22 protein-coding genes and 1 pseudogene are annotated in these 13755 nt (G+C 35.4%); 18 read left to right on the top strand and 5 right to left on the bottom strand.

What is annotated here, in order from left to right:
* Nucleotides 1-20 precede the first annotated feature (20 nt).
* The 3 genes from sdhA to HNR27_RS08135 all read left to right on the top strand — a co-directional run bounded on the left by sdhA (nucleotide 21) and on the right by HNR27_RS08135 (nucleotide 3104).
* A complete protein-coding gene (sdhA, locus tag HNR27_RS08145; protein WP_429339406.1) occupies nucleotides 21-1772 on the top strand; it encodes a succinate dehydrogenase flavoprotein subunit in 1752 nt (583 codons plus the stop codon).
* Between the two features lie 35 nt (nucleotides 1773-1807).
* On the top strand, nucleotides 1808-2572 hold the full coding sequence (gene sdhB, locus HNR27_RS08140; protein ID WP_429339405.1) for a succinate dehydrogenase iron-sulfur subunit: 765 nt from the start codon (nucleotides 1808-1810) through the stop codon (nucleotides 2570-2572).
* Nucleotides 2573-2648: 76 nt separating this feature from the next.
* Entirely contained in the window at nucleotides 2649-3104 is a 456-nt protein-coding gene (locus HNR27_RS08135) for an acyl-CoA thioesterase (RefSeq protein WP_429339404.1), read from the top strand.
* Between the two features lie 211 nt (nucleotides 3105-3315).
* On the opposite strand, the pseudogene HNR27_RS08130 reads toward HNR27_RS08135, so the two are convergent.
* The 5 genes and pseudogenes from HNR27_RS08130 to HNR27_RS08110 all read right to left on the bottom strand — a co-directional run.
* Nucleotides 3316-3402 (bottom strand): annotated as a pseudogene (locus HNR27_RS08130) (helix-turn-helix transcriptional regulator); the annotation flags it as partial.
* Between the two features lie 47 nt (nucleotides 3403-3449).
* On the bottom strand, nucleotides 3450-3953 hold the full coding sequence (locus HNR27_RS08125) for an ImmA/IrrE family metallo-endopeptidase (RefSeq protein ID WP_429339403.1): 504 nt from the start codon (nucleotides 3951-3953) through the stop codon (nucleotides 3450-3452).
* Nucleotides 3954-4032: 79 nt separating this feature from the next.
* A complete protein-coding gene (locus HNR27_RS08120) occupies nucleotides 4033-4788 on the bottom strand; it encodes a hypothetical protein (RefSeq protein WP_429339402.1) in 756 nt (251 codons plus the stop codon).
* A gap of 323 nt (nucleotides 4789-5111) precedes the next feature.
* The gene (locus HNR27_RS08115; RefSeq protein WP_429339401.1) at nucleotides 5112-6329 is read right to left on the bottom strand and encodes a hypothetical protein; all 1218 of its coding nucleotides are present in this window, start codon (nucleotides 6327-6329) and stop codon (nucleotides 5112-5114) included.
* Nucleotides 6330-6490: 161 nt separating this feature from the next.
* Nucleotides 6491-6919, bottom strand: coding sequence for a helix-turn-helix domain-containing protein (locus tag HNR27_RS08110; RefSeq protein WP_429339400.1), 429 nt, complete (start codon nucleotides 6917-6919; stop codon nucleotides 6491-6493).
* A gap of 151 nt (nucleotides 6920-7070) precedes the next feature.
* Here HNR27_RS08110 and HNR27_RS08105 point away from each other — a divergent pair, with 151 nt between their 5' ends.
* The 15 genes from HNR27_RS08105 (at nucleotide 7071) to HNR27_RS08035 (ending at nucleotide 13755) form a co-directional block, all read left to right on the top strand.
* On the top strand, nucleotides 7071-7313 hold the full coding sequence (locus tag HNR27_RS08105) for a helix-turn-helix transcriptional regulator (protein WP_429339399.1): 243 nt from the start codon (nucleotides 7071-7073) through the stop codon (nucleotides 7311-7313).
* Between the two features lie 57 nt (nucleotides 7314-7370).
* Nucleotides 7371-7535 (top strand): hypothetical protein, encoded by a 165-nt coding sequence (locus tag HNR27_RS08100; RefSeq protein ID WP_429339398.1) that lies wholly within the window; start codon nucleotides 7371-7373, stop codon nucleotides 7533-7535.
* A gap of 114 nt (nucleotides 7536-7649) precedes the next feature.
* Complete coding sequence (locus tag HNR27_RS08095) at nucleotides 7650-7925, top strand: helix-turn-helix domain-containing protein (protein WP_429339397.1); 276 nt, start codon at nucleotides 7650-7652, stop codon at nucleotides 7923-7925.
* Nucleotides 7922-8209, top strand: a complete 288-nt coding sequence (locus HNR27_RS08090) for a hypothetical protein (RefSeq protein WP_429339396.1) — start codon at nucleotides 7922-7924, stop codon at nucleotides 8207-8209. Before HNR27_RS08095 ends, HNR27_RS08090 begins: the two co-directional genes overlap by 4 nt.
* 102 nt (nucleotides 8210-8311) lie before the next feature.
* Nucleotides 8312-8545: a hypothetical protein gene (locus HNR27_RS08085; RefSeq protein WP_429339395.1), complete on the top strand. Its 234-nt coding sequence runs from the start codon at nucleotides 8312-8314 to the stop codon at nucleotides 8543-8545.
* Between the two features lie 188 nt (nucleotides 8546-8733).
* On the top strand, nucleotides 8734-8949 hold the full coding sequence (locus tag HNR27_RS08080) for a YqaI family protein (RefSeq protein WP_429339394.1): 216 nt from the start codon (nucleotides 8734-8736) through the stop codon (nucleotides 8947-8949).
* Nucleotides 8950-9044: 95 nt separating this feature from the next.
* Entirely contained in the window at nucleotides 9045-9257 is a 213-nt protein-coding gene (locus tag HNR27_RS08075; protein WP_429339393.1) for a hypothetical protein, read from the top strand.
* Nucleotides 9223-10131: a hypothetical protein gene (locus tag HNR27_RS08070; protein ID WP_429339392.1), complete on the top strand. Its 909-nt coding sequence runs from the start codon at nucleotides 9223-9225 to the stop codon at nucleotides 10129-10131. Before HNR27_RS08075 ends, HNR27_RS08070 begins: the two co-directional genes overlap by 35 nt.
* On the top strand, nucleotides 10091-10903 hold the full coding sequence (locus tag HNR27_RS08065) for a PD-(D/E)XK nuclease-like domain-containing protein (protein WP_429339391.1): 813 nt from the start codon (nucleotides 10091-10093) through the stop codon (nucleotides 10901-10903). The genes HNR27_RS08070 and HNR27_RS08065 overlap by 41 nt, the downstream gene beginning before the upstream one ends.
* Nucleotides 10894-11109: a flagellar FlbD family protein gene (locus HNR27_RS08060; RefSeq protein WP_429339390.1), complete on the top strand. Its 216-nt coding sequence runs from the start codon at nucleotides 10894-10896 to the stop codon at nucleotides 11107-11109. The genes HNR27_RS08065 and HNR27_RS08060 overlap by 10 nt, the downstream gene beginning before the upstream one ends.
* 15 nt (nucleotides 11110-11124) lie before the next feature.
* Nucleotides 11125-11676: a hypothetical protein gene (locus tag HNR27_RS08055; protein ID WP_429339389.1), complete on the top strand. Its 552-nt coding sequence runs from the start codon at nucleotides 11125-11127 to the stop codon at nucleotides 11674-11676.
* A gap of 166 nt (nucleotides 11677-11842) precedes the next feature.
* Nucleotides 11843-12403 (top strand): endonuclease domain-containing protein, encoded by a 561-nt coding sequence (locus tag HNR27_RS08050; RefSeq protein ID WP_429339388.1) that lies wholly within the window; start codon nucleotides 11843-11845, stop codon nucleotides 12401-12403.
* 1 nt (nucleotide 12404) lies between these two features.
* Nucleotides 12405-13322: a Lin1244/Lin1753 domain-containing protein gene (locus tag HNR27_RS08045; RefSeq protein WP_429339387.1), complete on the top strand. Its 918-nt coding sequence runs from the start codon at nucleotides 12405-12407 to the stop codon at nucleotides 13320-13322.
* Entirely contained in the window at nucleotides 13322-13582 is a 261-nt protein-coding gene (locus HNR27_RS08040; RefSeq protein WP_429339386.1) for a hypothetical protein, read from the top strand. The genes HNR27_RS08045 and HNR27_RS08040 overlap by 1 nt, the downstream gene beginning before the upstream one ends.
* Nucleotides 13579-13755, top strand: coding sequence for a hypothetical protein (locus HNR27_RS08035; RefSeq protein ID WP_429339385.1), 177 nt, complete (start codon nucleotides 13579-13581; stop codon nucleotides 13753-13755). Before HNR27_RS08040 ends, HNR27_RS08035 begins: the two co-directional genes overlap by 4 nt.

Here is a 13755-nt window from a genome sequence, read left to right as displayed (position 1 = left end):
AGAGGGAGTGAGTTTTCATTATGAATAATCGTAAAATCGCTGTAGTAGGCGGAGGCTTAGCTGGTTTGATGGCAACCATTAAAGCTGCTGAAGCTGGGGTAAGTGTAGACTTATTTTCAGTTGTACCAGTAAAACGTTCTCACTCTGTTTGTGCCCAAGGTGGTATTAATGGTGCTGTAAATACAAAAGGAGAAGGGGATTCTCCTTGGATTCACTTTGATGATACAGTGTACGGTGGAGACTTTTTAGCAAATCAACCACCAGTAAAAGCAATGTGTGAAGCTGCACCAGGAATTATCAATATGCTAGATCGTATGGGAGTAATGTTTAACCGTACTCCAGAAGGCTTACTTGATTTCCGTCGTTTTGGTGGTACACAACATCACCGCACAGCATTTGCTGGGGCTACAACAGGTCAACAATTACTCTATGCTTTAGATGAACAGGTTCGTCGATATGAGGTAGAGGGATTGGTTACAAAATATGAAGGCTGGGAATTCTTAGGAGCCGTAATCGATGATGAAGGTGTTGGTCGTGGGATTATAGCTCAAAACATGAAATCTCATGAAATCAAATCATTCCCTTCAGATGCTACGATAATGGCAACAGGTGGCCCTGGTATTATCTTTGGTAAATCAACGAACTCCATGATTAATACGGGTTCTGCTGCAAGTATTTTATACCAACAGGGTGCTAAATATGCAAATGGAGAATTTATTCAGATCCATCCTACAGCAATTCCAGGTGATGATAAGCTTCGTTTAATGAGTGAATCAGCTCGTGGTGAAGGTGGTCGTATTTGGACATATAAAGATGGAGAACCATGGTATTTCTTAGAGGAAAAATATCCTGCATATGGAAACCTTGTTCCTAGGGACATTGCAACACGTGAAATTTTTGATGTCTGTGTAAATCAAAAGCTCGGAATCAATGGCGAGAACATGGTTTACCTAGACTTATCACATAAGGATCCACATGAGCTTGATGTTAAGCTTGGTGGTATTATTGAAATCTATGAAAAATTCGTCGGAGAAGATCCACGTAAGGTTCCAATGAAAATTTTCCCAGCAGTTCACTATTCAATGGGTGGATTATGGGTTGATTATAATCAAATGACTAGTATTCCAGGTATTTTTGCAGCTGGAGAATGTGATTATTCACAGCATGGTGCTAACCGCTTAGGAGCAAACTCTTTACTTTCTGCTATTTATGGTGGAATGGTTGCTGGTCCTAAGGCGATTGAATATGTGGAAGGCTTATCAAAGCATGTTCAAGATTTAGATTCTAGTTTATTTGAAAATCGTGTAAAAGAAGAAGAAGAGAAATTCGAAGCTCTATTAAAGATGGAAGGAAGCGAAAATGCTTATCAAATTCATCATGAGCTTGGTGAATGGATGACAGCTAATGTTACAGTAGTTCGTGAAAATGCTAAACTACTAAAAACCGACGAGAAAATTCAAGAATTACTACAACGTTGGGAAAATATTAATATTAACGACACTTCTCGCTGGAATAACCAGGGTGTAATGTTCACTCGTCAGCTGAAAAATATGCTACAACTAGCACGTGTAATTACTATTGGTGCTTATAATCGTAACGAGAGTCGTGGTGCACACTATAAACCAGAATTCCCTAAACGGAATGATGCAGAGTGGTTAAAGACGACGATTGCACAATATGATGCTGAACAAAACGCTCCAGTATTCTCCTATGAAGAAATTGATGTATCGTTAATTCCGCCACGTGAACGTGACTACACGAAAAAGCACTAAGACGGGAAAACAAAAAGCGAAGGGGGTAATCAGAAATGGCTGAACAAAATACGGTTACATTTATTATTACGCGTCAAGATAGTCCAGATTCTGCTCCATATCAAGAAACATTTAATGTTCCATATCGTAAAAATATGAATGTTATTTCTGGCTTAATGGAAATACGTAAAAATCCCGTTAATGCAAAAGGGGAAAGGACTACACCAGTTGTATGGGACATGAACTGCTTAGAAGAGGTATGTGGTGCTTGTTCTATGGTAATCAATGGCGTACCAAGACAATCTTGTGCGGCTCTAGTAGATGAATTAGAACAACCAATTCGTCTTGAACCAATGTCTACATTCCCAGTAGTTCGTGACTTACTAATTGACCGTGAGCGTATGTTTGATGCACTTAAACAGGTAAAAGCATGGATTCCAATTGATGGTACTTATGATCTTGGACCTGGACCACGTATGCCTGAGAAAAAACGTCAATGGGCATATGAATTATCAAAATGTATGACCTGTGGAGTTTGTTTAGAAGCTTGTCCGAATGTGAATGATAAATCAAACTTTATTGGACCTGCTGCAATTTCACAAGCTCGTTTATTCAATGCGCATCCAACAGGTGAAATGAATGCAAGTGAAAGATTAGAAGGATTAATGGAGGAAGGCGGACTTGTAGGTTGTGGTAACGCACAAAACTGTGTTCAAGTTTGTCCAAAAGGTATTCCATTAACAACCTCACTTGCAGCTATGAACCGTGCAGCTGCTATTCAATCATTTAAAAACTTCTTTGGTAGCGATAACGCACACTAAGTAGAATATAAACAACCAGACCCTTACCTCATACCAAGGTAAGGGTTTTTTCATCATAGAACAAGGGGGAGTTCTTATGCGGAAAATAAATTATATAGAAGACTTTTCTAAGTGGAAGGATGAATTTACATTTTTCATTCCTATCCGCATTCGTTTTTCTGAAACCGATATGTTTGGGCATGTCAATAATGTAAGCCCATTCATTTACTTTGAAGAGGCACGTATCGAATACTTAAAATCAGTCGGCCTATTTGAAAATGAATCTGATATGGAAGGTATTCCTATCGTAGCAGATCTACAATGCGATTATTTAAAGCAATTATTTTTCCAGGATAGTTTAAATATGTATGTAAAGGCAGCACAAGTTGGAAAAACATCGTTTGACATTCATTACATGGGTGTTAATCAAAATGATGAAGTGTGCTTAACTGGAAGAGGACGGATTGTTTATATTAATGCGTCAACAGGTAAACCACTCGCTTTAGGAGAACAGGTAAAAGAGCGTTTATCGTCAGCGTTTTTAAGTAACTAAAAAGGACAATTAGCTAAGTATTATAATTCATTGGTTATTTACTTATACTGTGTCTAATTTAAACTACAATTTTATTCTGCGAAGACTGAGTTAATAAATTATTACTTGTTTGATAATTGTATGCAAATTCAAGAAGAACAAGTTATAGAAGTATTGGTCGATATTATCTATTCAATAAAAACCGACTTCCTTTAAGGAAAGTCGGTTTTTTCTAGAGCTTTAATTCACCCATACGGATAAGCTCTACAACTGCCTGAGAACGCCCCTTGACTCCTAATTTTTGCATAGCATTTGTCATGCATACCATTAACGAGCAAAGAGAAACCTTGATATGACAGGTTTTCTTTAATTATACACTCGGTATCTTTTTTCCACAATATAGGAGTAGGACATAATTTTTCTCTTTATTTGTTCCATACGTTTTATACATAGTTCTTCGGTTACCTTAAAATCTTGTGCTAGATCCTCGATTAATCTTGGATTATTAAAATCATATTTTTTCACCATGAAATATGGTAATGCAGCATACATTGTAAATCGATTTGCATCCCATTCCTGTAATTGGCGAAATGCTTTCGGCAGCATAGATTGATGCCCAACATGTCTTAGAATGTGGCATAATTCATGAAAAAACTGTTCCCGTTGTTCTTCTGGTGTACAGCGAGAGTCCACAACAATAGCTTGATATTTACCATAGATGTCATATCTAGCTGGCATTGGTTTTCTATTAATAAAAATTCTTTCTATTCTCGCTATTTTTTCAAGATTGATTTCAGCTGGAGTTAATATTTTGTTCCTTATATATTTTTTTGTGATCCAATCTTCTAATGCTGTTGTAACATACTCCATTCTAATTTCCTCCTCGATGTATACAAACATAGGTTCTGTACAAGTCCATTATAAAAGGTGTACATTTACATGTACACCTTTATACTTCTAATTTTCCATATTTTTCTTCTATTAATATTCGTCCAGTTTGAAATGTATTAGAATCAATTATTCCACTCTGTTTTAACTCAGTTAATGAGTTAAATAGTCTTAATTGATATGGAAGTTCTTGGTCTTCGGTTGTATCATCTTCTAATTCATCAATAATTTGGTAGTACTTTTGCTTTAACATCGTATAAAAGTTGTTTTCTATTAAACTAGCAAGCTCATCAATTGTAAATCCTATTATTATTCTATTATACTGATGCCATAGTGCTAACTTTCTCCTCTTTCCTTCTGCATTTATCCACATTGTTTTTCCCTTACTAAAGGATTTGAATGATGAAAAGATACCTAATTTTGATTTTTTAGAACGTAGTAATTCATCAAGGTCAGCTACTTCTCTAGTGCTGATTGATTTACTATGGTTCTTTGATTCGCCAATTAATCTTAACCCTATGTTTTCATTAATAAATGCAGGTGTAACCCCATCAATAAATTCTATGATATGGTCTATTTGGTTATCAGAAGTTCTTACATTGTGGTATATACGAATATGTTTGAAACGTTTATATATAAACGTCATTAAATTTTCAAGAGAATCGCCTTTTTCTTTTTTTGTACCTGTTTTAAATGAAACCTTCACATCTTCAACAAGTTTATTAAAAATATTGTGCTCATCTTTTTGTAATGGGATCCAAATCTTATCATCAGGAGATGCGTTTATGTAATCGTTGTATAATATTGTATCATCCATAGTTTTCACCTGTAACTTTATTAAAGTCTTTGATTATAAATGCTACTCTAATATTTTTAGTATCCAAAGTGCTACCACATTCTGAGCAAATGTTGTTTTGATTCCTGATGAAATTGGTTAATTCATCGTCTGAGTTAAATTCAAATGCATGTACCAGATCAGGATCATCATTAGTACATTTTATAATAAATCTTACTCCGATTAACCCTCTAAAAGATAACTCCAACAATAGCTTAGTAATAGTTTTGTTATCAACATTACTTTTTCGCCCAATAAATTTTGGGGATATGGTCTGATTAGGAAAAAGATAATTTAAATATTCGTCAACTATCTTTAACTTGTTCAGAGGTATTTGTAGATTCTTCTCTTGGTTGATACTTTTTAAGCTGACATAATACATTGTCAACGATCTCCTTTTTGGTTGCTGCAGTTGATCCCCTTTTTAAACTATAGAAGTTAGCTTCTTTAACCAATTTATATTTATATTGATTCCCTTCATAAGCATATGAAATACCTATAGAAGAAATGTCTGCATTTTCAATCATCTTCTTAACTATTTCATACGAATCTGCAAAGTTAAAGGCCCCTCCTCCTGAATCGGCCTTAAATGAGGTAACACCTTTTCCAGTTTCGTTTAGGAAAATTTGGAAGTTGGTTTCTTTAGGTACATTTCCGTATTCACCAATTAATTGCAATTCATATAGTTCTTTAAGTGCCTTCTGTATTCGCATCTTTGCAGAGCTATTTTTGAATTTTTCTTCTTTCTCTATGAATTTATCCACCAAAGAAGGTAAATGTTCATTCTCAAAGACCAACATTTTTTTAGTAATCATGGGATTATTATGATCAAAATATTCCTCAGTAATCTCTGCTAAAGCATCGATAATCCAATCTGGATCCGAAAAGCTAAATGGAAAAAAGTTTTCTCGAAAATGATTTATAAACAATTTTGCAAGCAAATCGAAATTTCGTTTCTTTTGTACTCCGCTAATTGAATACAAATTATGTGTAGGATGAAGAGACAGGACTATGTGCTCGTGCATAAAGTCGACAGTTATATATGCTAAATAAATATCCCTCTCTACTTCAGGAGCCGTATTGTTCACTCTTTCTTTTACAACAAACGAAGGAGCTGCAAAAGTTAAAAGTAATTTTTTGTCAAGGTGTTCAACGTCTACTAAATTGATTTTTTCTAAGGAATCTTTATTAATATCATATATATTCTTTTTCTTTTTGTTAAGAGCTTTTATCAGTTTTTTTTTGTTTTTATTTGAGAAAACAATAGTATCGTCTGGCTCATAAACAAATATATTATTGTTACCTTCTAAATGTACATGACATAACCACTTTAAGAAGAATTCAAAATCAATCATCTCCATCATTAAACCATATAATACATTTCTCCTAAATTCATGTTTATTTTTTCCCGGCTTTATCCCGAAATCTTTAAACCTATTTAGTTCATGTCTTTGTGATTTGTCCAATAAAAAGAAAATATTATCCTGTTGAATTTCGTTTAGCTCAACATAACGCGTTACCAATATTTATCCCCCTACTCTTTTGAAAAAATTTGTCTAATACAAAAAACAACACGAAATAAAACCTCGTGTTGTTTAATAGTCTTGTTGTTATCATTATTTCTTCTTAGAAGTACAAGTTATAATTAATTGTGTTTCCAGTTTATTATAATTATATTCATTAACTATTTTTTAAAAGAATCCTCATTAGAATTCTTTTCTTCCTTTTCCATCTTTTCTGCCTGTTCAACTATAAACTGAAAATAGCTTTCAAGTTGTTTAATTCCTTCTGGTCCAGCTTTCTTCCATTTTTCTATGTCGAAGAAACCAGATTGGTTAATTCCATATTTTTTAAGTAGTATATTAATTTCAGAAAGGGCATCAAATTTTTTATCATCCGAAGGAGTTGGATCATCAGTTTCTCCAGTTATGTAATCCATTGAAACTGAATATCTTTTCGACAGTTTCTTTAAAATTTCTATCGATGGTTCATTTCGACCTTGTTCATAATATCCATATCCACTTTCAGTAATTCCTAAGAATTCAGCCACATCTTTCTGAGTTAGTTTATGTTTTTTTCTTAACTCTTTAAAACGTTGACTTACATCCACCATAAATTAGCACCCTTTTCTCGTTTACATGTAAACATTATACAACAAATAGTTGGATTAAAAAATAAAAACAACAAAATATTTAGAGATATGTATTGACAACAACATTTTGTTGGGTTATTCTATAAACAACAAAATGTTGGGAGGTGATCTAGTGACAAAAATCAAACGAGCAAAGCTTGTTTCACTCAGAAAACAAAAATCATGGTCACAAAAAGATGTCGTAAACATTCTCAGTAAAGAATATGGCATTAATATAACAGACAGTTATTATGGAATGATTGAGCAGGGAGCCAGAAATCCGACACTTAGGGTGGGAGTAGCCATATCAAAAATATTCAATGTAGATATTGATGATATTTTTTTTGAACCTCAACACAACAAAATGTTGTGTTGAGGTTCAAAAGGGCAGTCCATCTGTCCAACCTGCATACGTATTGGGAGAGGTGGTTTTATGCCAAATAAAAAGAATACAGAATCACCAAAAAGAAAAACTCATTTACGACTAGGTAAAGAAACCTATGGAAAGATGCCAATGGAAGAATGTTTCACTAAGGCATTCGAGCCATACTTCAACCCAGATAAAGCAAAACATCTGTATATAAATAGGCGTGGTTGAGCCATTCTTTATTAGGTGGACAAGCTTAATATACCGAGTGGGGTCGGCAATTACATAATACGATATGACCCACAGCAAAACTATTCCAATTTGGAATAAAGGGGGAGGGTAGTTATGAAATACGGTGCGATTTTAAAAGCGTGCCGGACTCGAGCAGGATTAAGTCAAGAAGAATTAGCGGACAAATTATTTATCAATCAATCAGACGTATCAAAGTACGAGAACGGCAGCAAGGAACCGCCCATGTCGTTGTTCCAGAATTGGGCGGTAGCCACACAAGCACAAGAAGTATTAGTTGCCTTTATTTGTGGCATGGACGGGCTAGGCATTTTACAGAGCCTATCTACACTTATCACAGGAACAATTCTTTTTCTAGGAGGGATTCTATGAAACTACATGAACATTTCCTACCTGCAGATATGGTAGAAGCTTCAAAGCAATATCACTGTTCAAAAGATTGTATCGAAAAGGCATTTGAGCATCTAGAAAACGGGGACTTTGAATTAGCAAAACAAAGATTAACAGATGCGCTTTTGTCAACGCATGAGTTATCTAAGATGGAGCGTAAGAAGCTAACTCTAGATCGTTACAATGCAATGATTCAGGAAATGATTCAAAAAGGAATTCATATTCAAGTTGTTAGGGGAATTTTCCATGAGAGAAAATTTGATTGATGCATTTTATGTAGGTGCGTTTATTGCAGTATGTGTATTCTTACTAATCTGTTGCAAGTTGAGTGCTTTGTAGAAAAGAAAACGAAAAACGGAGGGATGGGAATGGACGTTTGGCATTGTTCAAGTACAGATAAAAGAAAGTGCGTTAAGTGTGGAAGAATGACAGGGACATTCAAAATTTATGAGCAAACAAATATTCAAATAAAATTACCATTATGCGATACCGATGAAAGACGTTGTTATAGAGAGATTGACATTAAGGATATTTCTAACATCGCAATAAAGTTGATTAAAAGAGAAATCAGACAAAAAAATAACCCACGTCGGCAAACGTGAGTAGCTTTTGGATAACTAAATTATACCCCTTATATTAACTAAAGGCAAGCTTGGTCTTGCCTTAGAGATCAGGAGCATAGCGCCAACCCCCTGCCAAAAAGTCTATGTTCTTGATTTCTAAGGTGTGACCAACACCCTAAATACACTCGATACTGCTGTTAAATCATGGTCGGAAAGGAGGTTATGCTATGGAACACCCAGCAATCACACACATGGAAAGGACAGGCTTTCCACCTTACAGTCCAAAACGTGAGGAATATGGCACAGATGCACTTGGAAACGAGGTTTTAGTGGGTGATGAAATTCTTGTCTTGGAAGATGATTTTTATCTAGTGGAAGAATTGAATCCCCAAAGTAAAGAGATCCTTGAACAACTTGGTGCGACTTATAAAATTGCTGCATGAAAAAAGGAACCCAGCACGGTTCCCTACGAAGTTTTTGAACATTATTTGCCTTTAGTATACGGTAATGAGGATTTAAAGGCAAGAGGAGGGTTTGAATGAATTGGTATCTCTGGTTCTTTAAGAAAGCAAATGAGTATGTGAATGACCATTATAGCGCTACTAGATTATTTATTGCTTTAACTGAGACTATTGCAAATTCAGAATACTTCACTAAACAAGATTTACAAGAATTGATTCGTGCCTATAAAGATTATGAAAAAGGAGTTAGATACAATGAGCGAACTACAAGCACAGTATCAGCAGGCTAACAACGGTGTATTAGCGCAATCTTCAGCAAGTCGTGAAATGGAAGAGGTAAAGGGTCAAATTTTCATGGCCCGTCAGTTTCCTAGAAATGTATTTCAATCAGAGCAACGTATATTGGATGCATGTAAACGGCCAGCATTAGCAGAGGTTGCGGTATATAACTACCCAAGAGGCGGAACTAAGGTTGAAGGTCCATCGATAAGATTAGCGGAAGTCTTAGCGCAAAATTGGGGAAACTTAGCTTTTGGAGTTAAAGAATTAGAACAACGTCCTGGTGAATCAGTTGCTATGGCATATTGTTGGGATTTAGAGACCAACGTTAGACAAGAAAAAGTTTTCACTGTTCCTCATACTCGGAAAGCTAAAGGTCAGATTAAAAAGCTTGATGATCCACGAGACATTTATGAATTAGTTGCTAACAACGGAGCTCGTAGATTAAGAGCTTGTATTCTAGGAATTATTCCTGGGGACATTGTGGACAAGGCCGTGGAAGAGTGTAATCGTACATTAACAAGTGGAAGCCAAGGCCCATTAAAAGATCGTATAGGTAATGCTCTAAAAGCATTTAAAGAGAAATATCGTGTAACTCAAGAACAAATCGAAACACACTTTGGCTACAATGTTGATGCCTTTTCAGAAATAGATTACAGAGAATTAATCAAGATATTCAACTCACTAAAAGACGGAATGTCAAAAGTAGATGACTGGTTCTCTAAAGAAGTGAAATCTAAGCAAGAATCAAAGCTCACAAAAGCTTTTGAGGAGGATAAGGATAAAACTACTAAGAAGGAAGAAAAGGCCAAGAAAGAGCTTAAAAACGAGGATGTGAAGGCTGATGAAATCAACTTTGAACAAGGTGAGCTTATCACAGAGTAATTACTACAGTTTAGAAGCTGACAGGCAGTATATGTCTGTCAGTCTCTTCAAAAACTTTGTTGAATGCGAAGCTGCAACTATGGCTTATCTAAATCGTGATTGGGAAAAGGTACAAACCCCTTCAATGTTAGTTGGTTCATATACACATGCAGCGTTCGAAAGTGATGAAGCTTTCCAACAGTTCACGGATGAAAATAACAGCGTAATTTTTAAGGCTAGAGGTGGTAAATACGCTGACTTCGAACAAGCAGACCTCATGATTGAAACCATTAAAAATGATGAGCTTGCCATGTTTGCCTTAGCTGGTGAAAAAGAGCAGATATTTACTGCTGAATTGTTCGGAGTACCTTGGAAAATCAAAGTCGATTCTATCAATCATGATGAGGCGATATTTGGTGATTTAAAGACTACCCAGAACCTCTATAGTCGGTACTGGAGTGAGAAGTATGATGGTTGGGTATCTTTTGTTGAGAACTGGGATTATGTGCTTCAAATGGCTATTTATCGCAAGGTCATCGAAGCGAATACAGGAAAGCTTTATACACCTTATATTGTGGCTGTAACAAAGGAAAAACCACCAAATAAAGCGATAATCCACTTTGATGAATCACGCTTTGATTTTGAATATGAATACACAGAAATGAAGCTCCCGCGAATTGTGGAAGTGAAGAATGGTAATGCGGATCCAGTACGTTGTGAGAAATGTGATTACTGCAGAGCTACTAAGCAGTTGAAAAATACGATTGAGGTTGGAAATTTGATATGGGAGTGAGTGGGGTGTTAATCGAAGTAACAGACCACTTCGACGGTTTTAAATCGTTGCTTAATATTAATCAAATAACAGAGATTAAACAACTAGGAGATAGAACGGCAATATTTACGTCTGATGGTCGTCAAATTCACGTTAAAGAAAGTTATGAGGACATTGTTAAGTTCATCAAAATTAAAAACTTTGTAACAACAACTATAAAGCAATAGGAAGTAGGTGGAGAGTTGGAAAAGATATTGGAAAAGGTAAAGGTTACTAAGGAACAAGCTGAAATGATTGAGAATCATCGCAAGCACTTTGAGACACTAATGTCAAAACGTATTACTAAACACTGCCCAACCGTAATAGACAAAATGCCAGTGGAAGATGTTGTTAGGGCGTTTATAGATGGTTATGAAGTAGAACCAGAGTTTAAAGTTGGGGATTGGGTTGTTCACCGTCATGGAGGTATCGGATATATAAAAAGAGCCATTTCAAGTGTTGTTGAAACAGATACTAATGTGAAAGATAACATTCATGAATTCAGACATGCCACCCCAGAAGAAATTCAACAAGAAAAAGAGCGTAGATGGTGGGCTAAGCACGGTAGGGAAGTTTGGCAGATTATGAGTGGAGATATCTTGCATTATGAATTCTCTAATAAGGTATCAGTAGTTAAAAACTTCAAAGATGGTTGCGTGTATTTCCAAGATAATGAACAAGATCTTGTTGATGAACTAAAAAACCATTATAAAGTTATTTGCTTTGCGGAAAACAGGCTTGATTTAAATGCATAACCTATCAAATGTGCGCCTGCCGAATTGGATCTTCGAGCAGGCGCAAGATGAAAAGCATTTAAAGAAGCTAGTACTACAGTATATGCAGCGTTATGAAGGATATACCATCAAAAAAGTAAAAGGTAGATTTGCAGTTTGTGAGATTAACAGGTAGTGGGGTGAGGTAATGAGTAGCTTCGAAAACTTCATTAACGACCAAAAGAAGGCTTTTAAAAAACTCCCTAAACGAGTTAGAGATGAAATTAATAGCAGCCTTGAGTTAAGAAAAGCTTCTATTGTTTTGTCGCTTGATAGGTGTGAATCCCCTATAGAGCAACTTCTAATGATACATCTTATCGATTTGGAATTGGAACTTAAAAGCGAAATAAGAGTTTTGGGGATTGAAAACGAAGTAATATTCAATGTTCAGGAAGAAGTAGAGATATGCGGAAAGAAATACAGATTAGATTTCTCGATTGAATGCATTATTGGTGGGGAAAGATACAAATTCGCAATCGAGTGTGACGGTCATGATTACCACGAGAGAACCAAAGAGCAAGCACTTAGAGATAAATCAAGAGATAGAAATTTAATTAGTGAAGGGTATATAGTAATTCGTTTTACTGGATCAGAGATATGGGATAGACCAGTTAAATGTATAAGAGAGTTAAGAGATATCATTCACAACAAAATCGGTTTAACTGCTTATTGGGAAGAGATAATCGAAAGGGAATTAGGAGGATATTGATATGGCTAGACCAACTAAAGATGGATTAGACTACTTCCCTTTAGATGTAGATATGGACCAGGACGATAAGGTTCTAATTATTATCTCCAAATTCGGTTTTGAAGGATTTGGAATCTTAGTCAAGCTACTTATGGAGATCTATAAAAACGGATATTTCTATCAATGGACAGAAAAGGAACAAATAATCTTCTCAAGTAGGGTTTATGTAGACACAAACAAAGTCACTGAGATAGTTAATGAGTGCATAAAGTGGGGCTTATTCAACCAAGAGAAGTATGAAGAACACAAGGTCCTGACCTCTAAAGGAATTCAGGAAAGATACTTACTAGCCACCTCTAGAAGAGTAAATGTAAACATTAATGAAAAGTTAAGATTAGTTTCTGTTGACATAAACTCTAAGTCAGTTGAGAAAAAGTCACCAAAAAGTACACAAAGTAAAGTAAAAGAAAGTAAAGAAAATAAAAGTATAAAACAAGAAGAAGAAAAAAGCGTGAGTACGACTAACTTCTTTGATAAAAATATCGCTCCCATAACCGAAAGGGTTGCTGAACAAATCAAATACTGGGAAGAAGACCTATCCCCAAAGATTGTCATAAGGGCTATGGAAGAAGCAATTGATAATAACGCTAGAAATTGGAAGTACATTAATAGCATTTTGTTGGACTGGAATAACAAAGGTGCCAAGACATTGAATGATGTTGAACGAATCATAAGAGAATTTGAAGAGAAAAAGAAATCCAATCGAAAAAGTCACTATCAAAAACCTCAGTCCAAAGAAGTAGTCCCAGATTGGTTTAAAGACAGGAAAAACAAGAGTCCAGCGCCTGTTCAGATGTCACCAGAAGAATTGGAAGAAACGAAAAAAGAAATGGAAGATGTTTTATCAAAATATCAAACTAAAACAGCGGGTGGTAGTTAATGGCTATTATTGAGCGAAAGAAACAGAATAAATTCGAATCTCAGCAAAACCGCCACATCATCAAGCTGTTTCGTGATAATGAATTGTATTTTTCTAACGGATTACTAGATGAGATTACAGAGCTATACAATGAGGGTCACGAAATTGAAGATATTGCAGAGACTTTTAATAGACCTGTAATAGAGATAATGCTCGCTTTGTTATATCAAGCAATGCAAGAGAAGGTAACTAGGCCATTTGCTTATAGGAGAACCAAATGAGAGAAGTACATGTATTTAATTGCCTGTTCGAGAACGAAAAGGACCAAGAATTAATTTACGTATTCTACGAGGATACTGACGGATATATACACTATCACTATTGTGATGATGGTACACAGCAAATTTACACCATGACTAGCAGACAATTAAGCAATTATAAACGAGTTTGGTAG

Origin of the sequence: Ornithinibacillus bavariensis, assembly GCF_050433565.1 — a bacterium.
GTDB classification, from domain to species: Bacteria; Bacillota; Bacilli; order Bacillales; family Amphibacillaceae; genus Ornithinibacillus; species Ornithinibacillus bavariensis.
This window is presented reverse-complemented; position numbering and strand designations above follow the sequence as displayed.

What these genes read in the sequence shown, in the direction of transcription:
- sdhA (WP_429339406.1), top strand. Translation starts at nt 21, where the DNA reads ATGAATAATCGTAAAATCGCTGTAGTAGGCGGAGGCTTAGCTGGTTTG.
- sdhB (WP_429339405.1), top strand. Translation starts at nt 1,808, where the DNA reads ATGGCTGAACAAAATACGGTTACATTTATTATTACGCGTCAAGATAGT.
- HNR27_RS08135 (WP_429339404.1), top strand. Translation starts at nt 2,649, where the DNA reads ATGCGGAAAATAAATTATATAGAAGACTTTTCTAAGTGGAAGGATGAA.
- HNR27_RS08125 (WP_429339403.1), bottom strand. Translation starts at nt 3,953, where the DNA reads ATGGAGTATGTTACAACAGCATTAGAAGATTGGATCACAAAAAAATAT.
- HNR27_RS08120 (WP_429339402.1), bottom strand. Translation starts at nt 4,788, where the DNA reads ATGGATGATACAATATTATACAACGATTACATAAACGCATCTCCTGAT.
- HNR27_RS08110 (WP_429339400.1), bottom strand. Translation starts at nt 6,919, where the DNA reads ATGGTGGATGTAAGTCAACGTTTTAAAGAGTTAAGAAAAAAACATAAA.
- HNR27_RS08100 (WP_429339398.1), top strand. Translation starts at nt 7,371, where the DNA reads ATGCCAAATAAAAAGAATACAGAATCACCAAAAAGAAAAACTCATTTA.
- HNR27_RS08095 (WP_429339397.1), top strand. Translation starts at nt 7,650, where the DNA reads ATGAAATACGGTGCGATTTTAAAAGCGTGCCGGACTCGAGCAGGATTA.
- HNR27_RS08090 (WP_429339396.1), top strand. Translation starts at nt 7,922, where the DNA reads ATGAAACTACATGAACATTTCCTACCTGCAGATATGGTAGAAGCTTCA.
- HNR27_RS08085 (WP_429339395.1), top strand. Translation starts at nt 8,312, where the DNA reads ATGGACGTTTGGCATTGTTCAAGTACAGATAAAAGAAAGTGCGTTAAG.
- HNR27_RS08080 (WP_429339394.1), top strand. Translation starts at nt 8,734, where the DNA reads ATGGAACACCCAGCAATCACACACATGGAAAGGACAGGCTTTCCACCT.
- HNR27_RS08075 (WP_429339393.1), top strand. Translation starts at nt 9,045, where the DNA reads ATGAATTGGTATCTCTGGTTCTTTAAGAAAGCAAATGAGTATGTGAAT.
- HNR27_RS08070 (WP_429339392.1), top strand. Translation starts at nt 9,223, where the DNA reads ATGAGCGAACTACAAGCACAGTATCAGCAGGCTAACAACGGTGTATTA.
- HNR27_RS08065 (WP_429339391.1), top strand. Translation starts at nt 10,091, where the DNA reads ATGAAATCAACTTTGAACAAGGTGAGCTTATCACAGAGTAATTACTAC.
- HNR27_RS08060 (WP_429339390.1), top strand. Translation starts at nt 10,894, where the DNA reads ATGGGAGTGAGTGGGGTGTTAATCGAAGTAACAGACCACTTCGACGGT.
- HNR27_RS08050 (WP_429339388.1), top strand. Translation starts at nt 11,843, where the DNA reads ATGAGTAGCTTCGAAAACTTCATTAACGACCAAAAGAAGGCTTTTAAA.
- HNR27_RS08045 (WP_429339387.1), top strand. Translation starts at nt 12,405, where the DNA reads ATGGCTAGACCAACTAAAGATGGATTAGACTACTTCCCTTTAGATGTA.
- HNR27_RS08040 (WP_429339386.1), top strand. Translation starts at nt 13,322, where the DNA reads ATGGCTATTATTGAGCGAAAGAAACAGAATAAATTCGAATCTCAGCAA.
- HNR27_RS08035 (WP_429339385.1), top strand. Translation starts at nt 13,579, where the DNA reads ATGAGAGAAGTACATGTATTTAATTGCCTGTTCGAGAACGAAAAGGAC.